The sequence below is a fragment of the Streptomyces sp. NPDC050085 genome (genome assembly GCF_044460595.1).
Taxonomy (GTDB): domain Bacteria; phylum Actinomycetota; class Actinomycetes; order Streptomycetales; family Streptomycetaceae; genus Streptomyces.
Genome location: NZ_JBITJZ010000023.1, coordinates 1 through 25,966 on the forward strand (window position 1 = coordinate 1; position 25,966 = coordinate 25,966).

Annotated in this window: 29 protein-coding genes; 21 read left to right on the forward strand and 8 right to left on the reverse strand. The window is 71.3% G+C overall.

The window, feature by feature from the left end; translation table 11 throughout:
* Nucleotides 1-359: 359 nt before the first annotated feature.
* Nucleotides 360-935 carry a transcriptional regulator gene (locus ACIBUY_RS40485; protein ID WP_399155353.1) on the reverse strand — a complete coding sequence of 192 codons (576 nt, stop codon included), beginning with the start codon at nucleotides 933-935 and terminating at the stop codon, nucleotides 360-362.
* A gap of 595 nt (nucleotides 936-1,530) precedes the next feature.
* On the opposite strand from ACIBUY_RS40485, the gene ACIBUY_RS40490 reads away from it, so the two are divergent.
* From ACIBUY_RS40490 to ACIBUY_RS40510, 5 genes are all read left to right on the forward strand, one after another.
* Nucleotides 1,531-1,692 carry an FDLD family class I lanthipeptide gene (locus ACIBUY_RS40490; RefSeq protein WP_365576185.1) on the forward strand — a complete coding sequence of 54 codons (162 nt, stop codon included), beginning with the start codon at nucleotides 1,531-1,533 and terminating at the stop codon, nucleotides 1,690-1,692.
* A 61-nt stretch (nucleotides 1,693-1,753) separates the two neighbouring features.
* Nucleotides 1,754-1,918: an FDLD family class I lanthipeptide gene (locus ACIBUY_RS40495; protein WP_365576187.1), complete on the forward strand. Its 165-nt coding sequence runs from the start codon at nucleotides 1,754-1,756 to the stop codon at nucleotides 1,916-1,918.
* A 127-nt stretch (nucleotides 1,919-2,045) separates the two neighbouring features.
* Nucleotides 2,046-5,255: a lantibiotic dehydratase gene (locus tag ACIBUY_RS40500; protein WP_399155354.1), complete on the forward strand. Its 3,210-nt coding sequence runs from the start codon at nucleotides 2,046-2,048 to the stop codon at nucleotides 5,253-5,255.
* The gene (locus tag ACIBUY_RS40505) at nucleotides 5,252-6,625 is read left to right on the forward strand and encodes a lanthionine synthetase C family protein (RefSeq protein WP_399155355.1); all 1,374 of its coding nucleotides are present in this window, start codon (nucleotides 5,252-5,254) and stop codon (nucleotides 6,623-6,625) included. The genes ACIBUY_RS40500 and ACIBUY_RS40505 overlap by 4 nt, the downstream gene beginning before the upstream one ends.
* Before the next feature lie 99 nt (nucleotides 6,626-6,724).
* A complete protein-coding gene (locus tag ACIBUY_RS40510; protein WP_399155356.1) occupies nucleotides 6,725-7,348 on the forward strand; it encodes a flavoprotein in 624 nt (207 codons plus the stop codon).
* Between the two features lie 56 nt (nucleotides 7,349-7,404).
* Here ACIBUY_RS40510 and ACIBUY_RS40515 read toward each other — a convergent pair whose 3' ends face one another.
* Entirely contained in the window at nucleotides 7,405-7,983 is a 579-nt protein-coding gene (locus ACIBUY_RS40515) for a TetR/AcrR family transcriptional regulator (protein ID WP_399155357.1), read from the reverse strand.
* 91 nt (nucleotides 7,984-8,074) lie between these two features.
* On the opposite strand from ACIBUY_RS40515, the gene ACIBUY_RS40520 reads away from it, so the two are divergent.
* Nucleotides 8,075-8,521: a DUF1772 domain-containing protein gene (locus ACIBUY_RS40520; protein ID WP_365576197.1), complete on the forward strand. Its 447-nt coding sequence runs from the start codon at nucleotides 8,075-8,077 to the stop codon at nucleotides 8,519-8,521.
* A gap of 53 nt (nucleotides 8,522-8,574) precedes the next feature.
* The gene (locus tag ACIBUY_RS40525; RefSeq protein ID WP_399155358.1) at nucleotides 8,575-9,015 is read left to right on the forward strand and encodes a DUF4267 domain-containing protein; all 441 of its coding nucleotides are present in this window, start codon (nucleotides 8,575-8,577) and stop codon (nucleotides 9,013-9,015) included.
* Nucleotides 9,016-9,025: 10 nt separating this feature from the next.
* Here ACIBUY_RS40525 and ACIBUY_RS40530 read toward each other — a convergent pair whose 3' ends face one another.
* From ACIBUY_RS40530 to ACIBUY_RS40550, 5 genes are all read right to left on the reverse strand, one after another.
* A complete protein-coding gene (locus ACIBUY_RS40530; protein WP_399155359.1) occupies nucleotides 9,026-9,661 on the reverse strand; it encodes a GNAT family N-acetyltransferase in 636 nt (211 codons plus the stop codon).
* Nucleotides 9,658-10,821: a ThiF family adenylyltransferase gene (locus ACIBUY_RS40535; RefSeq protein WP_399155360.1), complete on the reverse strand. Its 1,164-nt coding sequence runs from the start codon at nucleotides 10,819-10,821 to the stop codon at nucleotides 9,658-9,660. The genes ACIBUY_RS40530 and ACIBUY_RS40535 overlap by 4 nt, the downstream gene beginning before the upstream one ends.
* 183 nt (nucleotides 10,822-11,004) lie before the next feature.
* Complete coding sequence (locus ACIBUY_RS40540; protein WP_365576205.1) at nucleotides 11,005-11,301, reverse strand: muconolactone Delta-isomerase family protein; 297 nt, start codon at nucleotides 11,299-11,301, stop codon at nucleotides 11,005-11,007.
* Between the two features lie 38 nt (nucleotides 11,302-11,339).
* Complete coding sequence (locus tag ACIBUY_RS40545) at nucleotides 11,340-12,719, reverse strand: MFS transporter (protein WP_399155361.1); 1,380 nt, start codon at nucleotides 12,717-12,719, stop codon at nucleotides 11,340-11,342.
* Between the two features lie 83 nt (nucleotides 12,720-12,802).
* Nucleotides 12,803-13,711 carry an alpha/beta hydrolase gene (locus tag ACIBUY_RS40550; protein ID WP_399155362.1) on the reverse strand — a complete coding sequence of 303 codons (909 nt, stop codon included), beginning with the start codon at nucleotides 13,709-13,711 and terminating at the stop codon, nucleotides 12,803-12,805.
* Nucleotides 13,712-13,889: 178 nt separating this feature from the next.
* On the opposite strand from ACIBUY_RS40550, the gene ACIBUY_RS40555 reads away from it, so the two are divergent.
* The 3 genes from ACIBUY_RS40555 to ACIBUY_RS40565 are packed head-to-tail and all read left to right on the forward strand — an operon-like array spanning nucleotide 13,890 to nucleotide 15,924.
* Entirely contained in the window at nucleotides 13,890-14,375 is a 486-nt protein-coding gene (locus ACIBUY_RS40555) for a nuclear transport factor 2 family protein (RefSeq protein WP_399155363.1), read from the forward strand.
* 5 nt (nucleotides 14,376-14,380) lie between these two features.
* Complete coding sequence (locus tag ACIBUY_RS40560; RefSeq protein ID WP_365576213.1) at nucleotides 14,381-15,346, forward strand: TIGR03619 family F420-dependent LLM class oxidoreductase; 966 nt, start codon at nucleotides 14,381-14,383, stop codon at nucleotides 15,344-15,346.
* 29 nt (nucleotides 15,347-15,375) lie between these two features.
* Nucleotides 15,376-15,924, forward strand: coding sequence for a cupin domain-containing protein (locus tag ACIBUY_RS40565; protein WP_399155364.1), 549 nt, complete (start codon nucleotides 15,376-15,378; stop codon nucleotides 15,922-15,924).
* A 9-nt stretch (nucleotides 15,925-15,933) separates the two neighbouring features.
* On the opposite strand, the gene ACIBUY_RS40570 is transcribed toward ACIBUY_RS40565, so the two are convergent.
* The gene (locus ACIBUY_RS40570) at nucleotides 15,934-17,277 is read right to left on the reverse strand and encodes a helix-turn-helix domain-containing protein (RefSeq protein ID WP_399155365.1); all 1,344 of its coding nucleotides are present in this window, start codon (nucleotides 17,275-17,277) and stop codon (nucleotides 15,934-15,936) included.
* Nucleotides 17,278-17,507: 230 nt separating this feature from the next.
* Here ACIBUY_RS40570 and ACIBUY_RS40575 point away from each other — a divergent pair, with 230 nt between their 5' ends.
* The 11 genes from ACIBUY_RS40575 to ACIBUY_RS40625 all read left to right on the forward strand — a co-directional run bounded on the left by ACIBUY_RS40575 (nucleotide 17,508) and on the right by ACIBUY_RS40625 (nucleotide 25,933).
* The gene (locus ACIBUY_RS40575) at nucleotides 17,508-17,921 is read left to right on the forward strand and encodes a hypothetical protein (protein WP_399155366.1); all 414 of its coding nucleotides are present in this window, start codon (nucleotides 17,508-17,510) and stop codon (nucleotides 17,919-17,921) included.
* Between the two features lie 16 nt (nucleotides 17,922-17,937).
* Nucleotides 17,938-19,188: a glycogen synthase gene (glgA, locus tag ACIBUY_RS40580; protein WP_399155367.1), complete on the forward strand. Its 1,251-nt coding sequence runs from the start codon at nucleotides 17,938-17,940 to the stop codon at nucleotides 19,186-19,188.
* 174 nt (nucleotides 19,189-19,362) lie between these two features.
* Nucleotides 19,363-20,490 carry a low temperature requirement protein A gene (locus tag ACIBUY_RS40585; protein WP_365576223.1) on the forward strand — a complete coding sequence of 376 codons (1,128 nt, stop codon included), beginning with the start codon at nucleotides 19,363-19,365 and terminating at the stop codon, nucleotides 20,488-20,490.
* A gap of 14 nt (nucleotides 20,491-20,504) precedes the next feature.
* The gene (locus ACIBUY_RS40590) at nucleotides 20,505-20,972 is read left to right on the forward strand and encodes a nuclear transport factor 2 family protein (RefSeq protein WP_365576225.1); all 468 of its coding nucleotides are present in this window, start codon (nucleotides 20,505-20,507) and stop codon (nucleotides 20,970-20,972) included.
* Nucleotides 20,973-21,108: 136 nt separating this feature from the next.
* Nucleotides 21,109-21,555, forward strand: coding sequence for a nuclear transport factor 2 family protein (locus ACIBUY_RS40595; RefSeq protein WP_365576227.1), 447 nt, complete (start codon nucleotides 21,109-21,111; stop codon nucleotides 21,553-21,555).
* Nucleotides 21,555-22,589: an ankyrin repeat domain-containing protein gene (locus ACIBUY_RS40600; RefSeq protein WP_399155368.1), complete on the forward strand. Its 1,035-nt coding sequence runs from the start codon at nucleotides 21,555-21,557 to the stop codon at nucleotides 22,587-22,589. The genes ACIBUY_RS40595 and ACIBUY_RS40600 overlap by 1 nt, the downstream gene beginning before the upstream one ends.
* 40 nt (nucleotides 22,590-22,629) lie before the next feature.
* The gene (locus ACIBUY_RS40605) at nucleotides 22,630-22,938 is read left to right on the forward strand and encodes a muconolactone Delta-isomerase family protein (protein ID WP_351027658.1); all 309 of its coding nucleotides are present in this window, start codon (nucleotides 22,630-22,632) and stop codon (nucleotides 22,936-22,938) included.
* Between the two features lie 22 nt (nucleotides 22,939-22,960).
* On the forward strand, nucleotides 22,961-23,656 hold the full coding sequence (locus ACIBUY_RS40610; protein ID WP_399155369.1) for an SDR family NAD(P)-dependent oxidoreductase: 696 nt from the start codon (nucleotides 22,961-22,963) through the stop codon (nucleotides 23,654-23,656).
* Nucleotides 23,653-24,117, forward strand: coding sequence for a nuclear transport factor 2 family protein (locus tag ACIBUY_RS40615; protein ID WP_365576232.1), 465 nt, complete (start codon nucleotides 23,653-23,655; stop codon nucleotides 24,115-24,117). The genes ACIBUY_RS40610 and ACIBUY_RS40615 overlap by 4 nt, the downstream gene beginning before the upstream one ends.
* Nucleotides 24,118-24,143: 26 nt before the next feature.
* Complete coding sequence (locus ACIBUY_RS40620) at nucleotides 24,144-24,632, forward strand: nuclear transport factor 2 family protein (protein WP_365576234.1); 489 nt, start codon at nucleotides 24,144-24,146, stop codon at nucleotides 24,630-24,632.
* A gap of 50 nt (nucleotides 24,633-24,682) precedes the next feature.
* Nucleotides 24,683-25,933, forward strand: coding sequence for an MFS transporter (locus tag ACIBUY_RS40625; RefSeq protein WP_399155370.1), 1,251 nt, complete (start codon nucleotides 24,683-24,685; stop codon nucleotides 25,931-25,933).
* Nucleotides 25,934-25,966: the final 33 nt, after the last annotated feature.

Here is a 25,966-nt window from a genome sequence, read left to right on the forward strand (position 1 = left end):
GCGCGCGGTCTGCTCCGCAGACACGACGCGCCGCCACTACGTGGCGGAAAACGGCCACGCTCCGCGTGGCCCACTGGCCGGCTCCGCCGTCCAGTGCGTCCGGCTCCGCCGTCCAGTGCGTCCGGCTCCGCCGTCCGTTGCGGCCAACTCCGTTGTCCGCGGCCTGAATTGCTCCGCAATTCAGGCTACAGAAATTCGCTCCGCGAATTCCTGAACCTCATCGACTGCAGCGCCCGGGTTCCACCCACCAACCGCAACTGGGGATCCAACTCGGCTGCTCTCAAAAGGAGTTGACGAGTCAACACCGAATACTGACACAACGTAAAATAACGAAGTGTCAGATACGGATAACACAGGCCTCACGCCGCGAACCCGATACTCGACACATACTCGTACTCGCCCCACTGCGAACCCAGATCCACGACCACGTCATAGATCCACGCTTCATCCAGTGCCCGCGCATCCCCCGCCGCCCACGCCCGCACGATCCGGTCCCAGTTGCGCACGTTCAACGAGCGGTAGTCAATGACCCGCTGACGCGGGCGCGGAACCTGGGACTGGTTGAGCGGGTGGAACTCGACGCGGGTACCGCGGCCTTGGCGGTTGAGGCGTGCCAGCAGGTACCTGGCCACGTTCGCGCGGCGCACCGTCCGGTACGCCGCCTCGATGCGCTCGAGGTTCTTCCTCGACGGAGAACGCTTGCCCTCCAGCCACGCCTTCAGCGTACGGTCCGTCACCGTCAGACCCGCCTCACGAGCCGCCTGCCTCGCGTGGCCCGTGCGCGTGAGGTAATGCAACCGCGCCATCAAGCCCCGGCGTTGGGTGACCGGTGTCGCGATGAAGTCCGCGAGGCGGTCGAGCTGACGGGCCACCGCTTCGAAGCCCTTGATGCCCTGGGCACCGAACTTGCCGAACTCCTTGTTTCGTTCCGGCATTTGCTCACCCTCCGCGCCTGGACTCCTGTCACCGCCGTCAGTTCTGACAACGGCACAAGCCCTGGAGAGGAAACGGCTGCCGAGAAGCGACCGACGTTGCCGACATTGCCTCAAAGAGCCCCGCTGAGCCATTCGCACACGCGTACCTATGCGTGCACATGACCCCACGGACAACAAACCAGCACCTGCCCCAACCCACCCGGACCCAACTCGGCCAAGGGCCCGGTTCCGGAAGGGGGTCGGCGGAGTGGTGCTCAGCGGGCGCTCGATCCCGGCTAGGCGCGGGGCGGCGGAGGATGATCCTCCAGGTCGGTTCCTCCTGTCGCCAATGGCCTGCCGACCCGCGGATTCTCCTTGCTTCCTGCGGCCGGAGAGACCCCTTGGGCCGCGCCTGCCTCGTACTTGAGCGCCCTGGCTCTCCGTCACCGGAGGTGGTTGTGTTCGCCGCGGCGTGAGGCTCGATCAGCGCTCACGTCCACGGCTCGTACCACCGTCATCCGGCACGGGTCCGCACACACGGTCGGCCCTCGCCGACGCGAGGCCGGTCCGGAGGACCTCGGGGCCGATCCATCGCTCACTCAACCGAGGAGTACTCATGATCACGGCAGTACTGGACGACTTCGAGCAGTCGACGGTCCAGGCAGAGGACGTCTTCGACCTCGATCTGCAGATCGAGGCCGGGCCGGTTGTCGCTCCCGACGCTGCGATCACCGGCACGTGTATCTGCAGCATCCTCAAGACCAACTGCACCTGCTGAAAAAGCAGTTCAGAGCGTGTCTGCAGTGTGTTGACACACCCCTCAGACTCAGGAGAATCCCATGATCACTTCTACGCTCGACCCCATGGACGCCGCGGACGCCGCCTCCGGGGACGTCTTCGACCTCGACCTGCGCATCGAGGCAGGCCCCGTGGAGGCCCAGGGCGCCTGGTCCGTCTCCAGCTGTATCTGCATCAGCTCCACCACGCAGGCCGGTAACTGCTGACGCCTGTGGCGAGCCCGGCCGTTCGCGCGCCTCGGCCGCGGACGGTCGGGCAGGAGAACCGGCCCCTTCTCCACCCTCTGTCCCGCAGTGCCGAAGTGCCGAAGTCCCAGGAGAGGAAGGGCATTTGATGTCCTCGTCGCCAGGCCCGCGCTATCGCCCCACGTCGGTCGCCATGCTCCGTAGCCCGTTGCGCGGTGGTCCCCGTCGCATCCCCGCTGCGGGGCCGAGGCCGGTCACCGACGACATCTGCCGCGAGGTGCTGCGGGCTGCCGCCGCCGACGCCGTGTTCATGGAGGCGCTGCGCGTGGCCAGTCCCACGCTGGCGGACCTCGCCGAGGCGAGCACCGCGCCGGGCGGTCCGGCGGGCAAGTCGTCGGCGCAACTGCGGCGCGCGGCCCTGTCCATCGCCCGCTACGAGGCGCGCATGCGCTCGCGGGCGACTCCCTTCGGTCTGTTCGCCGGGGTGGCCCCGGTGCGTATCGGGGCCGCGCCCAAGGCGGTCTGGAACGAACCGGCGCGCAGCCGCACGCGTGTCGACCTGGCGTGGCTCGCAGAGGTCATACGGAAGGTCGAGGGGGATCCTGCGCTGTTCCCCCGTCTCACCTTGCACGCCCACGCCGGGCTGGTCCGGCGCGGCGGCCGCATCGCCGTGTGCGCGCCCTCTCGCATCGACGAGGCGCCGGGTGGTGGGGTTCACGAATCCCGCAACGAGGTCACGGTCCGGATCACCCCCGTGGTCGAGGCGGTCCTCGAACTCGCCGCGCATGGCGTGGAGTCCGGTGTTCTCGTGAGTGCGCTGGAGGAACGTTTTCCGCAGGCTGCTCCGGGTGCGGCGGCGCGCATGGTGCGCTCGTTGACCGATCAGGAGTTCCTGATCAGCACGTTGCGACCGGCGCTCGACGGCTCGGACCCGCTGGCCCAGACGCTGCGTGCTCTTGAAGCGGTGACCGGCCGGTCGGGCGAGGCGCCGCCGGTTCTCGGTGCGTTGCGGGCGGTGGCCGAGGCCCGGGACGCCTACGACTCCGCGGCTTTTGCCGAGCGTGCGGAGGCGTTCGCCACGCTGGTGCGGCGGATGCGTCGGGTGCATGACGGGGAGCGCCTGGTCCATGTCGACATGCGGCTGGGCACGGATGTCACCCTGCCGCGGGAGGTGGCCGAGGAGGCGGCTCGCGCCGCGCGGGTGCTCTGGCGGCTGTCACCGGCCGGGGTCGGTGCACCGTATCTGCGCTCGTACCACGGGGAGTTCGTGGAGCGTTACGGCACCGGGCGGGTGGTGCCGCTCGCCGAGCTCCTGGACGACACCACCGGTCTGGGTCCGCCCGCCGGGTACACCCGTCCGGGCGGCTCGCGCGGTGAGCCCGCGCTGCTCGCGCCGGAGGACGACCGGGCGGACCGGCTGCTGGCCGCGTGGGCCGCCGAGGCCCTGCGCGACGGTCGACGGGAAGTGGTTCTCGACGATGCGATGGTGGACCGGCTGGCCGAGTTGCGCGGCACCGACCCGGCCTGGCGGGCGCCGAGCAGCTGCGAGTTCTTCGGTACGCTCCTCGCCGACTCCGAACAGGCCCTGGCGCAGGGCGAGTTCCTGCTCGCGGCGGGTGTGTTCACCGGCCCGCGCGCGGGCTCCAGTTACGGACGCTTCGCCGGGCTCCTGGACACCGTCAACGACGAGCTCGCCGAAGCCTGCCGCCCCGGCGACGGTGAACCGGCCGTGCTGACCGTGGCCTTCCACCCGCGCTCGATGCGGGCCTCCAACATCGCCAACAGCCCCACCCCCGGCACCTACCGGCTGTCCCTGGGCGTTCCGCCCTCCCCCTCCGCCGCCGAGCTCCGCCTCGACGAGATCGGTATCACTGCCGACGGCAGCCATCTGCACGTCCTGCACCTGCCTACCGGCCGGCGGCTGAGCGCCCAGCAGCACACCGCCATCGACAACCACCGCCAGGCGCCCGACGCGGCCCGGCTGCTCCTCGAACTCGGCAACGCCAACCGGCGCATGCTGCGCCCCTGGAGCTGGGGCACGGTGGCCACGGCGCCCTACCTGCCCCGGGTCCGCCACGGGCGCACCGTCCTGGCCCCGGCCCGGTGGTTGCTCGACGAACTGCGTGGCGGCAGCGACCTGGAGCCGGCTGCCTGGGCCGCGGCGGTCGCCGACTGGCGGCGCCGCCTGGACGTGCCCCGGCACGTCGTGCTCGGCCACGCCGACCGCTGGCTGGCCCTGGACCTCACCGACGCCCTCCATCTGGAAGTGGCGCGCGACGAGATGACGAAGCACGCCGACACTGTCGTACAGGAACCACCCGGAGGGCAGCCGGCGACGGACAGCTGGCTGCGCACCCCCGAGGGCGACCCTTGTCTGCCGGAGTTGTCGATCCCGCTCGTCCGCGACCCGGCCGTACGCGATCCGCGGCCGCACCTGCCCTCCGCGCCACGGTCCGGTGCCGCGCGACAGCGTGCCGCCGTGCCGGGCGGGGAGTGGCTGTACGCCAAGCTGTACCTGCCGGGCCGGCACACCGACGCGTTCCTGTGCGAGCAGTTCGGGCCATGGCTGCGCCAACTGCCGGAAGAGGTACGGGACTTGGTGGACCGGTGGTTCTTCATCCGCTACCGCGACGGCGAGGACCATCTGCGCCTGCGCTTCCACGGCCTTGCCCAGGGGCTGTGGCAGGGGCTGCTGCCGCAGCTGCACGAGGCGGCCGGGCGGTGGACGGCGCGGGGTCTGGCCGGCCGTCTGGTCCTCGACACCTACGAGCCCGAGTGGGAGCGCTACGGCGGACCCGAAGCCCAGTGCGCCGCCGAGGAGTTCTTCTGTGCCGACAGCGGGGCCGCCCTCACGCTCCTCGCCTTGGCCCGCACCCACGGCACGGTCTGGGACAAGGACACGCTCGCCGCGATCGCGCTGGCCGACTGCGCGACGGCCATCGGCCGGGCCCCGGAGGGAGCCGATGCCTCGGACGGCCGTCCGCTCGACCCCGCGGCCGCCTGGCTGGAAGGCTGGTCGGGTCCCGGGGACCTGCCCGTGGAATTCCGGGCCCGGCGCCGCGCGTACCTGCGCCTCGTCGACCCCGTCGGCGGCTGGCCGGAACTGGCGCAGCGCCCCGAAGGGCCCCGGGTGCGCGCGGCGCTCGACCGGCGTGCGGCGGCCCTGCGCGCCTACCTGGCCCGTCTTGACGAGCTCGCCGCGACGTCCTGGACACCGCTGGAGACGGTCGTCCCCAGCCTGTTCCACATGACCTGCAACCGTCTGCTCGGCCCCGACCGGCCGCGCGAGCGACGCGCCCACGCCACCGCCCGCGCCTGTCTGGCGGGCAACGCCGACCGACGGAGGCACCTCGGATGAGCATCCCCGTCCTGGCTCCCGAGGACCGGCCCGCGCCCGACGCCGTGGCCGGGGTCGTCCAGCGGGTCGCCGACGCACTCGCCCGCCCCGACGGGCTCGCCCCGCATGCCCCGCCCGGCGGGCGCAGAGCGGCCTCGCTCGACGGCAGCGCGGGCGTGGCGCTGCTCCACCTCGAACTCGCCCGGCACGATTCCGCCCACCTGGGGGTCGCCCACGCGCACGTGGCCGCGGCCGCTCGCTCACTGACCGCGGACGCCCGTGCCGTGGGTCTGCACTCGGGGCCCGCCGCCGTTCTGGCGGCCGTCCAGTGTTGCGCCCGGCTCGGCGGCCATTACCCCCAACTGCGTGTGAAACTCACGCAGTTGGTGGCCGAGCAGCAGCTCGTCCTGCTGGCGCGCGAGCAGGCGCAGGCCGAGCGTGACGGCGGTGTCCGGTGGGCGGCGTACGACGCGATCGTGGGACCGGTCGGCACCGGCCGCACCCTGCTGACCGCCGTCGTCGAGGGTGGCACGGGCGAGCGCGCCGCCGCCGAACCCGCGCTGCGGGCCACACTGGACCACCTGGTGCGGCTGACCGTTCCGGTCGAGCGTGCGGGGCACCGGATACCGGGCTGGTGGGTGCCGGGGCACTGCCTGATGACCGAGGCGGACCGTGAGGACTTCCCGCGCGGGGAGGTCAACACGGGCCTGGCGCACGGGATTTGCGGCCCGCTGGCGCTGCTCACCCTCGCCGCCGAGCAGGGCGTCACCGTCGAGGGCCACCTCGATGCCATACGCACCATCGGCGACTGGCTCGCGGCACGGGTACGCAACGACGCGGCGGGCCCCTACTGGGAGCCGCGGCTCTCCTTCGACGACGAGGTGGCAGGCGGCCGCACCGGGGCCTCGGGGCACGAGGGCGCTCCCACCATGGCTTCCTGGTGCTACGGGCCTGCCGGTATCGCCCCCGCCCTGCACCGCGCGGCCCGGCTGGCCGGCGACGACCGGTGGCGTCGCGTCGCCCTTGACAGCCTGCACGCGATCTTCCGCCGCGACGAGGCTCCCTGGCAGCTGAGCGGGCCCACCGTGTGCCACGGGCTCGCGGGGCTGCTCCCGGCGCTGTGCCGCCTGGGCCGGGCCGAAGGGGACGCGGGTCTGCTCGGGCACGCGAACACCGTGGCCGGGAGCATCGTGCAACTGGCCGAGGACGACGCGCCGTTCGTCTTCCGCCACCTCGGCGTCGCCGATCCCAGCACCTGGCGGCGGGGAAAGAGTCTGGAGCGGCTCGACGCGCCGGGGGTTCTGGAAGGTGCCGCAGGCGTCGCGGCGGCCCTGCTCGCACTGTCCGAAGCCGGCGGCGCGTACTGGGACCGCGTCCTGCTCCTGTCCTGAACCTGCTCGCCCCTCACACCCACTGCCCACTGCCCATTGCCCGCTTGCCACCTGCCGCTTGCCGCCTGCCGCCTGCCGCCTGCCGCCGAGGAGACCGCGTTGACCACCTCAGCCGACACCCCGACCGCCGCCGCGACCGACCTCCCGGCTGCCCCTCCGGGGCTCCCCCTCCCCCGCAAGCAGCTGCTGCTCGTCGGCACCGGCGCGTTCGACGTGATTCACCTGCCGTACTGGGCGCTGACCTTGCGGGTGAAGTTCGGCTGGGACGTCCGCGTCTGCCTCACCGCGTCCGCGGACGCCCTGGTCTCCCGGCGCGCCATCGCCGCCGCGTCCCGGAATCCGGTGAGCGGGCCGGACTGGGACACCGAGCGGGGCCTGGTGCCGCACCAGGAGCTCGCCCAGTGGGCGGACCTGGTGGTGGTGCTGCCCGCCACCACGAGCTTCATCGGCAAGTGCGCCGCGGGCATCCCCGACTCGCTCGCTCTGACCGTGGTCCTCAACAGCCCGGCCCCGGTCGTGATCGGCCCCTCCATTCCCGAGGTGGCCCTGAGCCGCCCAGCCGTCAGGCGCAATCTGCGTACGCTCGAGGAGGACGGCTTCCACGTCGTGCCGCGGCGCAGCGGCATCTCGGTCCACGCGGGCGCGGCGGCCGACGGATGGAGCTGCAGTCTGGGCGCGGCATTGACCACCGCGGCCAAGGCACTGGCGTCCCCAGGGCATTGATCCCAGACCTACGTGGATGACCGGCCGGGGCGCTCAGCCGGGCCGTGGGCGGCTCCTCAGAACGCAGCGAGCCGGTCCACCACCAGCTCCACCCTCCGTTCGGCGTCTCCCGCCGGCAGTCGCCCCGCTCGCGTGAGGGTCGCCAGGCCGTGCAGGGCCGCCCAGAACGTCTCGGTGAACAACGCCGGGTGGACGCCGTCGCCGGCGACCTCGCCGAGGCACTCCAGCATCGCGGCGAAGGCGTCCTTCAGCGGCTGCGGGGTGTCCTCGCGGGCGTAGGCCAGACCGCCGTCGAGCTGGAACAGGGCGTCGTAGACCGCCGGGTTGTCCGCGGCGAAGTCCAGGTACGCGCGGGCCAGCGCGGTGACCCGGGCCCGTGGGCCGTCCGCGGCGGAGGTCGCCGCCCGCATGGCCACGGCCATTTCGGAGGCGCCCTCGAGGGCGACGGCGCCGATGATTTCGCGTTTGCCGCGGAAGTGGCTGTAGAGGACGGGCTGGCTGTACTCGATGCGCTCGGCGAGCTTGCGGGTGGTGACCGCGTCCCAGCCCTGCTGCTCGGCGAGTTCGCGGGCCGTGGCCACGATGAGGCGCTCGCGAACCGTCCGTTCGCGTTCCTTGCGTTCTTGTACCGACATAATTGAATCCTAGCACCGCTAGACAAGCGAGCGGCAGTAGGACTAGCGTTGCCTCATCAGCTAGCAACGCTAGATACCCGGAGGGGTCATCATGCTCAACGCACTTGAGGTCATCACCACCGTGAGCGTCGGCCTGATGGTGGGTGTGGAGTTCTCCGTCGCCTTCGTCATGAACCCGATCTTCAGCGCCCTGCCCGACGACAGCAATCAAGCAGCCCGCAGCCACGGCGGCCGCATGCTCGGCGCCCTCATGCCGGTCTGGTACATCAGCTCGGTCATCCTCGTCGCCATCTGGGCGATCGCCGGGCGGGACCACGACGGCACCGGGCTCGTCATCACCTCCGGCGCACTGCTGATCGTCAGCGTGATCATGTCGCTCCTGCTGCTGGTCCCGATCAACAACCAGGGCAAGACGTGGACCGCCGAGAACCGGCCCGCCGACTGGAAGCAGCAGATGAGCCGCTGGGACCGCTACCACTACGCCCGCGTCGCCGTCATCGTCGCCGCCTTCGCCTTCCTGGTCAGCGCCCTCGTCTGAGCCCGCGCACTCACCCAAAGCCCGACACCGACCGACTCGCGAGGAGAAGAACCATGTCGCTGAAGAAGATCAACACCGTCCTGACCGCCGCCATCACCCTGTTCGTCCTCTACCTCGGGCTGTCTTTCATGCTGACTCCCGAGACCTCCACTCAAGGCGTCGGCCTGCCGCACTGGCCCTCCGGTGACGGCGGCGGCTTCCTCGTCATGAAGGGCCTGCGCGAATTCGCGATGGGCCTGGTCCTCGGCATCCTGCTGCTGACGGGCCACCGTCGCGCCCTCGGCCTGGTCCTGCTGATGGAGGCCGTCGCCCCGTTCGGCGACATGATCAACGTCTTCACCCATCACGGCTCCGCCGCTGCCGCGCTCGGCATCCACGGGCTGACCGCGGCGCTGATCGCGGTCACGGGCCTGCTGATACTGCGCGAGACCAGCACGGCCCGTAAGACCCTCGCCTCGGTGCCCGCCCAGCAGCCCGCCCCGCAGAGCGTCTGAGACGTAGGCCTCAAGTGGCCGACGGCGTGCGGGAGTTGGGGGAACCGTGAACGTGTCCGACCAGGATCGCCCGTTCGGCCGCGGTGGCCCGGGCGGTCCACGCCGGGGCGAGTGCCGCGTAGGTGGTGACGTCGTGCCAGTGGCCCTGGGTGTGGAACAGCTCGCGCAAGGTCGCCTCGGGGTGCAGGCCCGCCGCGAGCATGACCGCGCCCATCCGGGTGTGGTCGGCGCGGTGTCCGGCCCAGATGCGGTGCAGGCCCAAGGGGCCGAAGCCGTAGGCCATCAGGAGGCGTCCCGCTTCGTGGCCGTGGCCGCGGACGGGGGCGTCCGGGAGCAGGACCAGGCTGGTGAGCATGGCGTTGCGGCCGTACTCCTCGACGAGCAGGCCCATGGTGCCGATCATGTCGTCCTGGCCGGGTGGGCAGACGGCGAGGGTGTGTTTGCGCCGTGGGTGCGTGTAGGGCTGGGCCAGGCACTGGGCGAACGCGTCCTGGGCCTGGCGGGCGTCCATGCGGTCGATGCCGAGGTAGCGGGTGAGGAGCGGGTGGGTGTGGATGCGTTCGAAGGGGGCCAGGTCGGTGGCGCGCATTTCGCGCAACCACAGGTGTTCGCCGTGCAGTTCGGGCAGGTGGTTCGTGCGGTTCATGAGGCGGCCGCTCCCGCGAGGGCGCGCTCGGAACCGATGAGTTCTTCGAGGTCTACGTAGTAGCGCCCGGACGCCACCGGGGCGCCGAGCAGGATGCGGCGTGCGGTGTCGGTGACCAGGGCGCCGCCCAGCATCACGCCGCTGGCCAGCTGCGGCCAGCTCGACAGTGTGTGTCCGATGCGGCCGAGGGCGTCGGTCATGGCGGGGCTGAGACGGGACTCGTCGCAGATGCGCAGGAGGTGGGCGAGGGCGGCCTGTGCGTCGAGGGCTCGTACGTCGTGGGCGGTGAGGTCGCCGTCGCGGCCGTGGAAGAGCGGGCGGTCGGGTTCGAGGTCGAAGCGCTCGACGTCGAGCAGACCGCGGTCGTTGGCGTCCATCAGGACGGGCACGCGGTGCCGGCGTGCGTGTTCGCGGGCTGCCGTCTTGACCCAGGGGGTGTCGCACTCCTCGACCAGCAGGTCGAGGGGGTGGTCGGGGTCGCCGAAGAAGGCTTCGGCGGTGTCGTCGGTGAATCCGTCGTGCCACAGCTCGATGTCGAGGTAGGGGTCGATCTCGTACATCTGCCGGGCGCACAGCACCGTTTTGGGCAGGCCGAGGTCGTGCACGCCTGCGCGCAGGCGGTTGAGGTTGCTCAGTCCGAGGGTGTCGAAGTCGGCGAGGCGGAACGATCCTCCTACGCCTTCCATGGCGCAGGTGAGTGCCGCGCTGTTGCCGACGGACAGGCCGATGACGCCGATGCGCCGGCCGAGCAGGTGCTGCTGCTGGGCGGTGGTGATCTTGTCGCGGTTGCGGTCGGTGCGGACCCGGCGGAACTGCGGGCGCGGGAGCAGGTGCACCAGGCGGCCCGACCACGGGTACCACGCCCAGGTGCCGTATCGGCTTCGCTCCGCTCCGTCGGTCAACTCCTCGATTGTGCGCGTGAGTTGATGACCCGTCAGGTTCTCGCCCGGGTGCAGGCAGCGGGCGAGTTCGGCGAGTTGGTCGTCGATGCGGTCGTGGCGTTCGCGTACGGCGCCCGAGGTGAGCAGTGCGTCCAGTGCGGCCCTGTCGTCGGTCTCGGCGGGGTGCAGGAGGACGGGGCGGGCGGCGGTTTCCCGCCCTGGGTGTCCCGGCGCCGGGCGCGGCTCATTGCCCGGGATGTCGGAGTACGAAGTGGTCACGAAGCGGGAAGCTACCAGCGCCTGATCTTGGAAAGCCCTTGCACAAGGGGGCGCGTACGGTCGAATTCACGCGCGGGTGTTCACCACCTCGCGCCCCTGCCCGCCCCCGGCACGGCTGAGGCCCGGTCGGCGCCCCTCCGGTCATACGGATGGCGTCGGCCGGGCCTTTGATCGGATCGCGGGTCAGCCGCGCGCGTCCGCCAGTTCCTCGGTGAGGGGGTGCGTGGCCAGTGCCGTGACCTGGATGTCCGCGTAGGGGCGGATCGGCAGGGAGGCAAGGACCTTTTCCAGGGCGTCCGCGTCGGGGGCCGACCAGATGCCGACGTTGCCGCGCTGGCCGGGCATGCGCCAGATGTGCTTGAGCACGCCGGTGGCCATGAGGTCGTGGGCGTGGGCGTGTTCGCGCTTGACGATCTCGGCGCGCTCCTCCTCGGGCAGGTCGTACACGCGGGAACCGTCGAGGTGGATCATGAAGTCCATGGGAGTCCTCCTTGGTGGGATGGATTCTCGATGTGCCGTCAGGCGGGGCGGCCGGTCTCGGCCTTGGCGTTCTGTGCGGGTTCCACGGGGTCCGCGGGGTCCGCGTGGTGGTGGCCCGGCGGCAGGAAGCGGGCCACGGCGAGCATCGTGGCCACCAGGACCGCGGCCCCGATGATCAGGCTGATGCGCATGCCCCTCATGAAGTGGGTGGAGTCGGCGATCAGCGCGCCCAGGAGGGCGACGCCGATGGCCCCGCCGAACTGCCGGGCCGCGCTGAGGACTCCGGAGGCCAGGCCCGCCCGCTCGTGCGGGACGGACTCCAGCATCGCTGTCGTCAGGGGCGGGATGGCCAGTCCTCCGCCGATGCCCAGGGGAACAAGCAGCAGCAGGAGAAGGGGAGTTGGGGTGTCCTGGGTGACGAAGAGCAGTCCCAGGATCCCCAGGGTCTGGATGATCTGGCCGAGGAGCAGCGGGAAGCGCGGCCCGTGGCGGTTGGTGAGTTTGCCGGCCAGGAGGTTGACCACGGTGGTGAAGGCCGTCATCGGGATGAACATGAGGCCTGCCACCAGGGCCGAGGCGCCGCGGTGGTCCTGGAAGAAGATCGTGAAGACGAAGACCAGGCCGTAGTAGCCGAGGTTCAGGGCCAGTCCGGCGCTGGTGCACACGGCCACCGCGGGGTTGCGGAACATGCTCAGCGGTACCGCCGGATTGCTCTGGCGGGACTCGGCCGCGAGGAACACGGCCGCGGCGACGACCGCGACCACGAATCCGGCGACGGTGCCCACGTCCGTCCAGCCGTGGGAACCTCCGTTGATCACCGCGAACACCAGGGCGGCCAGGGCCAGGACGGCCGTCACCTGGCCGAGCGGGTCCATCGGGGCCGGGCGGCGCGGGGACTGGGGGGCGCGGAGCATGCCGACGAGCGCGACGATGCCGACGGGGATGTTGATGAAGAAGATCCAGCGCCAGCCGAGTCCGGTCGTCAGTGCCCCGCCGACGACGGGTCCCGCGGCGACCGCCGCGCCGCCGCCGGCCGTCCACCACGCGATGCCGCGGGCGCGGTGGGTGGGCTCGTCGTACGCCTGGCGGACCAGGGCGAGCGAGGCCGGCATCATCACCGCTGCCCCCGCGCCCTGGATGGCGCGGGCGACGATGAGCACATCGAGGCTGGGCGCGAGCCCGCAGAGCACGGACATCAGGGTGAAGACGGACAGGCCGATCGTGAAGGCGCGGCTCGCGCCGATGCGGTCCGAGATGGCACCTGCCGACAGCAGCAGCGCCGCGAAGAGCAGGGTGTACGCCGTCACCACCCATTGCAGTGCCGAGACCTGGCCGTCCCACTGCGCGCCGATGCTCGGCAGGGCGACGTTCACCACCGTCGTGTCCAGCGTGATCACGAAGAACGCGAGGCAGGCCACGAGGACGGTGGCGTTGGGGCTCAGCCTCGGCCGGACGTCAGCCGCCGTTGCCCCGGGGGAAGAGCCAGCGGCAGGTCGCCTGCTCACAGTGTCCTTTCGAAGTGGGCCCTCACCGAGTCCAGGGCCGGGGCCACCGTCGATTCCTGGTCGTAGAAATCGAACTGGCTGCCCGTCGTCCACTGCAGTTCCTTGGGGGCCGTCAGCGCCTCGTGGAAGCGGCGGGCGCCGTCCGGGACGGCGGCGTCGGGGCTGTGCAGCATGTACGTGGGTGCCGTGCACCGGGAGGCGACCGCGATGGGGTCGAAGGTCAGCCACTCCGGCCAGCTCATGACGGCGAACCGGTTGCCCCACTGCGGGATGGCTCCCCGGTCGGCGTTCAGGTAGTAGTCGAACGGGCCGTACATGGCCGCCCGTTCGTCGGTGTCGCTGGCCGCCGGGATGTAGTCGACCTCGCCCGTCGCGTCGTACTTCGCCCGGGCCGCCTCGCCCAGGGCCATCCGCTCGCGGATGCCGTCCACGCCGCCGTAGATGTCCTGGACCAGGGTCGCGTCGTGCAGCCACGGGGCGACCATGGCGACGGAGCGGATCTGCGAGGTGCGGGAGCCGGCGACCGCGACGTATCCGGCGCCGGCGCAGATGCCGAGCGCGCCGATGCGGGAGGCGTCCACGTCGGGCCTGGACTTCAGGTAGTCGACGGCGCTCACGATGTCCGCGATCTTGCGCTCGGGCGACTCGAAGTTCCGCGGGTCGCCCTTGGACGCCCCGTAGCCGCGGAAGTCGAAGGCGAGGGCGGTCAGGCCGCGCCGGGCGAGCCCGGCGGCGTAGTGGCCCGCCATCTGTTCCTTGACCGTGAGCCACGAGCCGACCACGAGCACTGCGGGTAAGGCGGCTCCGGCCTGCTGCGACGCCGGCTGGTAGAGGTCGCCGCGCAGGTCGACCCCTTCGCTGGGGAGTGCCACCCCCTCGACGCGCACATCACCGTTGGGGTTCATGGGGGTCTCCCTTCCAGGTCCTGCCAGCGCTCGCTGCGCTCCTCGATGCATGGTAACCAAGTCGATTGACTCACTGTCAAGTCAAGAGTCATTTTCTCATGATCGAATATGACTGGCTTGTTGACATCGCGTTCGTGGCGCGGTCACTCTCGATCGATCACCGAACAAGGAGTCGACTATGACGACGCAGGGTCAGCTCGCCCCGTCGCGCGACGCCCAGTCAGTGGGGCGCTACTTCCTGGACCGGATCGGGGGCGGCCAGCTCGACGCCGCGTTCGCCTGCCTGGCCGACGACGTGGTCATGGAGATGCCGTTCGCCCCGCCGGGCAGCCCGACCCGCCTCGAGGGGGCCGACGCGCTGCGCAGCCTGTACACGGGAGTCGTGGGCGCGGCCCAGTCCATCGAACTGCCGGTCAGCACCACCTGGCCGTTCGCCGACCCCGAGTGGGCGCTGGTCGAGTACTCGGGCCGGATCGTCCAACCCGGCGGGCAGGAGTACACGAACGTCTACCACGGCCTGTTCCGCGTCGTGGACGGGAAGATCAAGGTCTTCCGGGAGCTCTACGACACCTACCGGTTCGCCGAGCAGGTGCCCGTCGAAGCCCGCCGGGCGATGTTCCCGACCACCGACTCGACCACCGACTCGACCACCGACGAGGGGTGACCGCGATGACCGGGACCGCCGCCCGCGCCCTCGGCGTGGGAGTCCCCCTGTCCGGAGCGTGGGCCACCCCCGCCACCCAGGTGCGGGTCGCCCAGCAGGCCGAGGCGCTCGGCTACCAGTCGCTGTGGACCTTCACCCGGCTGCTCTTCCCGATGCAGAGCAACGACGCCGAGTGGTCCTCCGACTTCCAGCCCGCCTTCCACCACGGCGTGGCCGAACCGCTCATCACGCTCGGCTACCTGGCCGGCCGCACCGAGCGGATACGGCTGGGCATCTCCGTGCTCAACGCGCCCTTCTTCGCCCCCGCGGTGCTGGCCAAACAACTCATCCAGCTCGACCGGGTGTCGGACGGGCGGCTCGACGCCGGACTCGCCCAGGGCTGGTCCGAGGAGGAGTTCCGGGCGGTCGGCCTGCCCATGGAGCGACGCGTCGCCCGCACACTGGAGTACGTCGAGGTGCTGCGCCGCATGTGGGAGCAGGACCAGGCGGAATTCCAGGGCGAGTTCACCGAGCTGCCGCGCACCCTGGTCCGCCCCCGCCCCGTCCAGCCGGCCTTCCCGCTGCTGCTCGGCGGCTCCACCGAGAAGGCCTTCACACGGGCGGGACGGCTGGCCCAGGGCTGGGTCAGCCCGGGCTTCGTCGGCGTCGCGGAGGTCGCCGAGGCGGCGACCGGGGTCCGCGCGGCCGCCGAACGCGCCGGGCGCTCGCCCGAGGACATGCGCATCGTCGTACGGGCCACCGTCTTCCTCGGCCCCGAACTCGCCGCAGGGCGCGCCCCCTTCCACGGTTCGCTCGGCCAGATCCGGTCGGACATCGAGCAGATGCACGACGCCGGAGCCACCGAGGTCTTCCTCGACTTCAACTTCGATCCGCGGATCGTCGGTCCCGACGCGGACCCCGCCGACTCCCTCGGCCGGGTCGAGGAAGCCCTGGGCGCGCTCGCTCCCGTCGCACTTCCCGCCGCGCGCTGAGGCGTGCACCAGGAGACTTTGGAGAGACCATGATCGATGCGATTTCGCGGCTCGTCGCGGGCTGCCGGCCCGACGGCACCTCGGTGGTCGAGGCGAGCGGGCCCGTCACGCCGCTGAGCGTGGGTGCGCTGCCCGGCGTCGAGTTCTACCAGGTCTGGGGGCGCAACGACGCCCCGGCGATAGGCGACGGCGGCGCCGAGGCGGCTTTCGCCCCCTACTTTCCCGGGGTCGAGGGGACCCGCTTCGTGATCCTGCGCTGGCCCCCGGAGACCGGGCGCGGCCCGCAGGGCGATCCCGAGGCGCTCTCCGCCGAGGTCGAGCAGGTCTTCCCCGGGCTGCTGCAGGCGCTGGCGCCGGACGAGAAGGGGCACCACGCGACGGACACCGTGGACATGTCGATCGTTCTCGAGGGCGAGCTCTGGCTGCAGCTGGAGGACGGCTCCGAGACCCGGCTGATGCCCGGCGGTTGCGTCGTCCTGCGCGGCAACCGGCACTCCTGGTCCAACCGCAGCGCCGAACCGGCCGTGATGGCCAGCATCTTCATCGGCGCCAACGACGGGCTCCGCCAGGCCAGTTGACCGGTCTCCTCAGCGTGCGCCTGCCCGGTCGGTGGAGGTGAGTCGGCCGGGCAGTCCCGCGTCGTTCAGGGCCTGTTGGTACGCGCCCGTGGCCTCGGCCGCGTACCCGTGCTGCTGCCAGATGTCCGCGATCCGGCGCCACGCGGCGGCCGACGAGCGGGCCGCGGGCAGCTGGCCGAGCTGCTGCTCCGCGGCTCGCAGCGTCTCCTGCGCCTGGCTGCTCTCCCCCGCAGCGAAACGGGCCTGGGCCAGCACGGCGCGGGCCTCCGCCGACTCGGTGCGCGGTTCGTCGCGCAGCAGGCCCAGCGCCTTGGCCGCGTGCTGCTCGGCTTCGGCGGTGCGGTCCAGGCGCAGGCACGCGAGCGCGAGTGCGGTCTGCGCGGAGGCCTGCTCCAACACCGTTCCCACATCGACGAGTTGGGCGTGTGACCGCTCCAGCAGCTGATGGGCGCGCTCGGGGTCGCCGGGCTCGGAGGCGAGCAGCAGCGTTCCGAAGGCACCCGAGAGCAGGGCGTGGTGGCGTACGTGGTCGCTCTCGGCCAGCAGTGCGCGGGCCCGCTCGGCCAGGGCGAGGGCCTCGTCGATACGGCCCTGGGACTGTGCCACCAGCGCCGCGTTCCAGTAGGTCTCGCGCTGTGCGGTGCGGCCGCCGCGGTCGTCGGCGATCCGGATCAGGCGGTCGGCCACGAGGCGGGCCTTGGCCAGGTCGCCGCGGGCCCGGTAGCAGCCGACCAGCACGGCGCCGAGCTGGATGTGGTCGTCGGTGGCCTCGAGGCCCAGGCGGTCGAGCCGGCGCAGGGCCCGCTCGCCGATCTCGACGCTGAGGACCTGGTCGCCGAGGGCCTGGTGGCAGCGGCACAGCGCGGTGGCCAGCCGGCTCCACTCCGCCGAACCGGCTACGCACGCGGGGTCCTCGTACAGCAGGGTCAGGGCCTGGACGGCGGCCTCGAGGCGGCCGAGCTGCTCCAGGGCGAGCGCCTGGCCCAGGCGTGCGCGGCGCACGGTGGCCTCGGGCAGGACGGGCGTGGAGGCGAGGACCTCGCTGTAGGCCTGCAGGGCCTCCCCGCCCGCGCCGTTGTGCAGGGAGAGGTCGGCGAAGGACGCCTTGAGCTCCAACTCCCGTGTCCGGGTGTCGTCCTGGCCCGTGAGCAGGTAGCCGGTGGTGCAGCCCAGGCGCTCGGCGAGGAGGGCCACGACCGTCGCGGAGGGGGTTCGCTTGCCGGATTCGATCAGCGAGATGTAGCTCACCGAGACGTCGTCGCTGGCGAGGTCCTGCTGCTTGAGCCCGCGTGCACGGCGCAGTTCCCGCAGCCGTCGGCCGGTGCCTTCACCGTCTTCGGCGGTGCTGTCCACAGTGTCTCCTCGGGGCCTGCTGGGTGTGCGGTCGGCGGGGCGAGTCAAATTTTACAGGAAGTTTGACAACTGTCGCCATTTCCGGTGAACGAAGTCACAGCCGGGGTGCTGCCCGTGGCCACGCATCGCGACTTCAGGATGTACAACGCCCCTTTTCGCGGCCTCCCCCGGCCTCTGGTTATGGTCACGGCGAGTGACGACAGTGCTCGGGTTCGAGACGGGAGCGGGGCATGTTCCGACCGATGCGGCGTGCGGCCTTCTTCGACCTCACCCATCCGGAGCGTCCCGGGCACCAGGACGCGGCCCTGTGCAGCGCGCTGGCGGACCACCGGGCGGCGGGGGACCTCGTGGTCCTGGTCGCCGACGCCCACCGGCTGCTGCCGAAGCGGCTGTCCGCCGAGGGGACCCTGCTGCGGCTGCCCCCGTCCGCGACCGGCGACATGGACAAGTGCACGGCGGTCGTGGAGGCGATGACGCGGCTGTGCATCGACCCGGCCAGCTGTTTCGGCTACGGAGACCTGTGCGCCGGGACGGGGCTGCTCAGCGTCGTCGGCAACCCGCGTGTCATCGCCTGCAGCGCGGACAGCAGCAGGCTCGCCCAGGAACGGGGCTGGCCCGTCGTCGTGCCGCCGTCTCCCGTCTAGACCTCAGGAAGTCGCCATGCATGTGCAGCAGCCCGCCCCCTCGTCCCGGTTGCGCGTCGATCTGCTCACCAAGGAATTCCCTCCGGAGATCTATGGAGGCGCCGGTGTCCATGTCGCGGAACTCGCCGGGGAGTTGGGCGCACTGGTCGATCTGCGGGTGCACTGCTTCGGTGCGCCGCGCGAGGCGCCGCACGTGAGCGCGTACGCGGAACCCGAACTGCCGGGGGAACCGAACCCCGCGCTGCGCACCCTCGGGGTGAACGTCGAGATGGCCGCGGCGTGCGCGGGCGCGGACCTGGTCCACAGCCACACCTGGTACGCCAACGGGGCCGGCCGGCTCGCGCAGGTGCTGTACGGCGTCCCCCATGTCGCCACCACCCACAGCCTCGAACCGCTGCGCCCCTGGAAGGCCGAACAGCTGGGCGGCGGCTACGCGTTGTCGTCCCTGGTGGAGCGGTCGGCGCTGGAGAGCGCGGACGCGCTGATCGCCGTGTCGCACGGGATGCGCGCGGACATCCTGCGCGTGTATCCCGACGTCGACCCGGACCGGGTGCACGTGGTGCACAACGGCATCGACACCCGCGCCCACCGGCCCGACCACGGCACCGCGGCGCTCGAACGGCACGGGGTGGACCCCGACCGGCCCATCGTGCTGTTCGTCGGCCGCGTCACCCGGCAGAAGGGGCTGCCCCAACTGCTGCGCGCCGCCTTCGAGTTGGACCCGCGCGCCCAGCTCGTGCTGTGCTGCGGGCAGCCGGACACCCCCGAGATCGGGGCCGAGACCGCGGCGCTGGTCGACGAGCTGCGCCGGGTGCGCGACGGGGTCGTACGGATCGACGGGATGCTCGACCGGACGTCCCTGCTGCAGTTCCTCACCCATGCGTCGGTGTTCGTCTGCCCGTCCCTGTACGAGCCGATGGGCATCGTGAATCTGGAGGCCATGGCCTGCGGCACGGCCGTGGTGGCCACCGCGACGGGCGGCATACCCGAGGTCGTCGCGGACGGCGAGACGGGACTCCTCGTACCCATCGAGCAGGAGCAGGACGGCAGCGGCACCCCGCTGGACCCCCGGCGGTTCGCCGCCGACCTCGCGGCCGCGGTGAACCGGCTCCTGGCCGATCCGGACCACGCCGCCCGGCTCGGTGCGGCCGGGCTCGCGCGGGCGCAGAAGGAATTCGGCTGGGACGTGGCGGCGCAGCGGGCGCACGCCGTGTACCGCTCGGTGCTTGACCGCCGGCCGCAGCTGTCCCGTACCGCGACCTCATGATGTGTGTTTGATTTCTTTGACCCGGCCACCGCTTTCGCAGATACCTTCAGGAACATGTCTCAAACGACTTCCGCGCACCAAGTAGAAGGCGTCCCGGACAATTCGAGTTCCTCGTACGGAAATTCCCCGTTCGAGGGCAGGGAATTGAAATCCGGGGGGTCCGCTGCATCCTCCGTGGAGTCCTCCCCGAAAAGCGGGGCACGGGTCACGACCCTGGAGCTCTTCTTCGACCTCGCGTTCGTCTTCAACTTCACCCAGCTCGCCCGGGTGCTGAGCCGGGACATGACGCTGCGCGGAGTCGGCCAAGTACTGCTGATCTTCTGGCTGTTGTGGTGGATGTACGGCGGGTACGCGTGGCTGACCAACCACCTGCCGCCGCACCGCAGGCACCACCGGATCCTGCTGCTGCTCGGCATGGCCTCCTTCCTCGTCATCGGCCTGGCCACGCCGAACGCCTTCGACGGGGACGGCGTCGCGTTCGGCATCGGCTATCTGGTGATCGTCTCCGTGCACGCCGCGCTCTTCGCGTTCGGCGGCACCGGGGCGGCCCGCACCATGCTGCGCATCGCCCCGTTCCACGCCGTGGGCGCACTGCTGCTGATCTGCGCCGGCTTCCTCGACGGCTGGGTCGTGTACGTGCTGTGGGCCGCGGCCGTCGGCCTCGAGGTCATCGCGCCGGTGCTGACGGGCGTGTCGGGCTTCGAGCTGAAGCCGGGCCACTTCGTGGAACGGCACGGACTGCTCATGATCATCGCGCTCGGGGACTCGTTCCTGGCGCTCGGCATCGGCACCGACGGCGGGCAGGCGGGGCCGTCGGTCGTGACCACGGCGGTCCTCATCTTCGTCATCCCGGCCGGCCTGTGGTGGGTGTACTTCGACGAGTCCGAGAAGGCCTGGCGGGCCGAACTCGCCCTGGAGCGCTCGGATGCGCTGCAGCGCTCGCGCCTCGCGCTCGCCGCGTTCTTCTACGCCCACGTCCCCATGCTGCTCGGGCTGATCCTCATCGCCGCGGCCGTGAAGAAGACCATCGTGCATCCCTACGAACCGCTGGCCACGGCCCCGTCCATCGCGCTGGCCGGCGGTGTCGCGCTGTACCTCGGCGGCATCGCCTGGTTCCACGGGATCCTGAAGATCGGCCCCCAGCGATTCCACTTCACCGCCGCGCTGCTCGCCGTCCTGGCCATTCCGGTGGGCCATTCCGGATCAGCGGTGGCCGAAGTCGTCCTGCTCGGTGTCCTCATAGGCGCCGCCCTGCTCAGCGATCATCGCTGGACCCAGAAAATGGCACACCTCTATCACTGAAAGAAGAAGACCCCATGAGTTCTGTGGCCGACCGGCTTGACATCATCGAGACGTGCACCCGCATGGGCTGGTACATCGACCAGCGCGAGTGGGAGTCGCTGGGGGACGTGTTCAGCGACGAGATCATGCTCGACTACACCAGCCTGAACGGCGGTGAGCCGGGCCCGGTGTCCAAGAAGGACCTGATCGGCGCCTGGTCGGGGCTGCTCGGCCAATTCGCCGCCACCCAGCACCTGTTGAGCAACTTCCTGGTCGACGTGCAGGGTGACAGCGCCGTCACGACGGCGATGTTCCAGGCGACGCACCGCATGCCCAACGAGCACGGCGGTCCCCTGTGGACGCTCGCCGGCACCTACCGCATCGACCTGGAGCGGACGGCCGACGGCTGGCGGATCAGCGGCATCGTCATGACCGCGACCTGGGCCGACGGGAACCAGCACCTGTTCGCCCGCGCCGCGCAGGCCCAGTCCGAGAATTCCTGATCCGAACCGGGCGTGACCGAGCGGTCCCGAGCGGTCCCGAGCGGCGATATCAGAAAGTCGACCATCTGTTTCTTGCTGGCTCCCGAGTTTCTCACTCAGGATTTCTCTGGAATTCCTTCCCTTTCTAGGAGAGTTCATGAGCAACGCCACGGAAGAGACCAGGAAAGTCGTTCAACGGTGGTTCGACGCACTGACATCGGGCGACTTCGAGACCGCACTCGACACGCTCGCCGAGGACGTCGAGTGGATCAACTACACGCCGGTGCCCGGCTACAACGACGACATGAAGTGGATCGGCAGCTACCGCGGCCGGGACGCCGTCCTCGAGACCCTGAAGATCTTCACCGGTGCCGTGGACGTCCGCTTCGAGAAGTTGGTGAACCTGGTCGTCGACGGCGACCAGGCCGCGGGGGTCATCCACGAGATGTCCACCGTGCGGGGCACCGGCGTCGAGTTCGAGATCGAGTTCATCCAGTGGCTGACGGTGCGCGGCGGCAAGATCACTCGCTGGAAGTCCTACACGGACCCGTCGCAGATCATCCGGGCCCTGCGGGGCGACGTGTCGGGGCAGGAGGCCGCCTGATGAGTGCCGAGCTGATCGCCGCCGTGCGCGAGCGGGACACCGCGCGGGTCACCGTTCTGCTCGCGGCCGGCGCCGACGCGCGCCACCGCGAGCCCGGCACCGGGCTCACCGCCCTGATGATCGCGGCGGGCCAGGCGGACGCCCCGACGGTCCGGGCCCTGATCGACGGCGGCGCCGACGTGCTGACCGCCGACAGCCGGGCCGGTGCGACCGCGCTGCACAAGGCGTGCCAGGGCGGCAGCCTCGAAGTGGTGCGGGCGCTGGTGGAGGCCGGGGCCTTCGTGGACGCCGTCGCGCCCACCACCGGGCACACCGCTCTGATGGACGCGCTCTGGTACAAGTACCCGGACATCGCGGCGTACTTGCTCGACCAGGGCACCGCGCTGCAGGTCTACACGCACTACGGCTTCTCGCTCGAACAGCACTTCGCGTACGAGCTGAACGTCAACACGTTCGGCAAGGACCGGCTGCTCGAAGCCGAGAAGCACCTCAACGCCCGCCGGGCCGGGGACGAGCGTGCGGTGGCCGAGCAGGAGCTGATGGCGGCGACCGCGGAGGGCGACACAGAGCGGGTCCGCAAGCTGCTCGCCGCGGGCGCCTCGGTCGACGAGCGCTCCCCCAACCTCAGTGGCTTCAACGACAGTCACACCCCGCTGCTCGTCGCCTGCCGCGACGGGCACGACGAGATCGTGCGGCTGCTGCTCGCGGCCGGTGCGGACGTGAACGCCGTCGAGCCGACCTTCGGTGCGGTGCCGCTGCACAAGGCCGTCTACAACGGGCACGCCGGCATCACCGCCGACCTGGTCCGCCAGCCCGGCGTCGACCTCGACTTCCAGGGCGCGACCAACGGCTACAGCCCGCTGCACGACGCCCTGTGGCACGGCTACGAGGACTGCGCGCGCACCCTCGTCGAGGCCGGTGCCCGGCTCGACCTGCGCGGCCACGACGGCAAGACGCCGCTCGACCTCGCCGTCGAGGTGTTCGGCGCCGACCATGCGCTGACCGGGCTGATCCGCTCGCATGCCGCCCGCTGACGGTCCCCTCAACAGCCCTCCACAGACACGGAGTTGAAGCATGCTGTTCTACGTCCAGATGAAGTGGAAGCACGAGGGACGCATCACCCTCGACGAGCTGTGGGAGCTCGAACAGGACGAGGCGGTGCACGCCCAGGAGACGGTCGACTCCGGCTTCTGCGTGGGCATCTGGAAGGTCGCCGCGCAAAAGCGCGTCATCGCCATCATCGACTCGCCGGACGCCGAGGAGCTCGACCGCACCGCGCTGGGCCGGCTGCCCATGCGGGAGTACCTGGAGTTCGAGACCGTCTGGCCGCTGCGCGACTACCTGGGCTTCGCCGAGGACGTCAAGCAGCGCTACAAGGTCTGACCACGGCAAGGAGTTCGAGTACGTGAACCGGGAACGCACCCGCACCGCCCTCGTCACGGGCGCCAATCGCGGCATCGGTCTCGAGACCGTCCGCCAGCTGGACCTGGCCGGCCTCGACGTCGTACTGGCCGCGCGTGATGTCGCGCGCGGCCGGGCCGCCGCGCGCTCACTGGGCCAAGGGCGCATCCGCGTGGAGGAGTTGGACGTCACCGACGCCAAGAGCGTGGCGGCGTGCGCCCGGCGGCTTGCCGAGGACGGCGTCGACGTCGACGTCCTGGTCAACAACGCCGGGATCTACCCGACCGACTCGTTCTTCTCGCTCGACGAGGACACCCTGACCCGGGCGCTGGACGTGAACCTCATGGGGGCGTTCCACACCTGCCGGGCGTTCTGCCCCGGCATGGCACAACGCGGCTACGGCCGGGTGGTGAACGTGTCCTCCGGGCTCGGCGCCCTCACCGAGAACGTGCCGTCCCCCGCGGCCTACGGCATCTCCAAGGCGGCGCTCAACGCGCTGACCCTGGTGGTGTCCGCCGCGGTGCCCACGAGCGTCAAGGTCAACGCGGTCTGCCCGGGCTGGGTCCGCACCGACATGGGCGGCCGCTCCGCCCCGACCAGCGTCGAGGAGGGCGCCGACACGGCGGTCTGGCTGGCGCGGCTGCCGGACTCCGGGCCCACCGGCGGGTTCTTCCGCAACCGCAGACGGATCGACTGGTGACCGCGGCCCGGGTCGTCGCGGTGGCCGCGGCGGTGGTCGTGCTGGCCCTTGCCGCGACCGTCGCGGCCAGCGACTATCTGCGGGCCGCGGCGAGGGAAGCCGTCCGCGACACCCCCGACGCGCACGACCCGGCGGCCCTGGCCGCGCTCGACCCGGCCGTGCGCGGCTATGTCGAGGCCGTCGACTCGAGGGACGTGAACGCCCTGGTCACGGTCTTCGCCTCGCAGGCGACCGTCGACGACACCGGGCGCAGCTTCCGCGGCCGTGCGGCGATCAGGGACTGGGCCGAGGGCGAGGTCATCGGCGGCCGGCTCACGGTCCTGCGCACCACGCCGGGACCCGAGGGCCCCACGGTGCTGCTGCACTTCGACCCGGCGGGGATCATGGCCGGTTTCCGGGCCCGGTACACCTTCGACGTCGACCACGACCTGATCACCCGGATCACGCTGCGCTACGCCTGACGCGCCATCAACCCCGAGGAGACGCCGTGCCGTACCGCCCCCTGATGTCCGCTCTCGCGCTGGCCGCCCTGCTGGTCGCCGGCTGCTCCGCGGGCTCCGAGAAGGCCGAGAGCCCGCCGGGCGCCACACAGGTGACGCCGGACGCCGCGCAGGAGTCGGCGAAGGAGTCCGGCACCGTGACCGAGGGCCGCGCGGACACGGCGGTGGACCCCGCCGCCCAGGCCTACGTCGACGCCGTGGCCGCCGAGGACCTCGACGCACTCGTGGACGCGTTCCACGCCGATGCCCAACTCATCGACGTAGGACGGAAGTTCAACGGTCGCGACGAGATCCGCGCGTGGGCCGACGACGAGGTGATCGGCGGCCGGCTCACCGTCCTGAAGAACACGCCCAAGAGCAACGGCACGACGCTGCTGGTGCGCTTCGCCCCCGGCGGCACGGGCGGGTTCGAGGCCAACTACGAGTTCGACGTCCGCGACGGCCGGATCGCCAGGCTCAATCTGCAGTACGCCTGAGCGCGCCCTCGCGACCTGCTTCTCCCCCCTCACCAAGGAGTGGCTCTGCCATGAGTACCGCCACCGCACCGGGGCCCGGCGAGACCCGCGGCACGCTCGCCCTGGGCGCCCTCGGCCTGGGCGCCTTCGCCATCGGCACCGCCGAGCTGGTCATCGTCGGCGTCCTCAACCTCATCGCCGACGACCTGGACGTCTCCCTGAGCACCGCGGGCCTGTTGGTCACCGCGTACGCGCTCGGCATCTCCATCGGCGGCCCGCTCGTCACGGCGGCGACCATCAAGGTGGCCCGCCACACGCTCCTGTGCGCGGCGCTCGTCGTCTTCGTCCTGGGCAACCTGGCCGCCGTCTTCGCCGGGGCCTTCGGCATGCTGATCGTCGCGCGCGTGCTGTGCGGGGCGCTGCACGGCCTGTTCCTCGGCGCGGCCTCGGCCGTCGCCACCGGTCTGGTCGCCCCCGAACACCGCGGCCAGGCCGTCGGCCTGGTCTTCGGCGGCATCTCCGTGTCGACCGTGTTCGGGGTGCCGCTGGGCACGCTGCTCGGCCAGAACCTGGGCTGGCAGGCCACGTTCGCCGGGGTCGCCGTCCTCGGCGTCGTCGCCCTCGTGGTGATCATGATCTGGGTGCCGGCCGTCAGGAGCGGCGGCTCGGGCGGTCTCGGCTCGCAGGCCCAGCACGCCTTCCACCCCCGGGTGCTGGCGATGCTGGCGGCCCAAGTCCTGCTCATGGGCTCGCAGTTCGTCGCCTTCACGTATCTGGCGGCGTTCCTGGAGGACGTCACCGGCATCGACGGTGCCATGGTGAGCGTCTTCCTGATGATCTTCGGTGTGTTCAGTGCGATCGGTACGTTCGCGGGCGGCAGGTTCGCCGACGTGAACGCCTCGCGGACCCTGCTCGTGGGCAACCTCGTCCTCATCGTGGGTCTGCTCGGCCTGTACGTCTTCGGGGAGAGCCGGCCGATGGTCGGCGTGGCCCTGGCGGTGTGGGGCGTCGTCGGCTTCGGCGTCACCCCGGCGCTCCAGCTGCGCGTCATCTCGCTGGCCGGGGAGGGCGCCGACCTGGCCGCCACGCTCGGCGCGTCCGCCGCGAACGTGGGGGTGGCCTCGGGCGCCGCGGTCGGCGGCTGGGCCCTGGCCACCTTCGGCATCGAGGACGTTCCGCTGACCGCACTGGTCTGCGCGGTCCTCGCGCTGCCCGCGATCTGGGCCACCCGGTTCCTCAAGGTGCCTGCCGTGCAGGCACCTTCGGCCGGTTCCGCGGCGGCCGCCGCGAGCGACACCACGCCTGTTTCCACCGGCAGTTGAGCGGTGCCGCGGGCCTGGTCCGTTGCCGCGCGC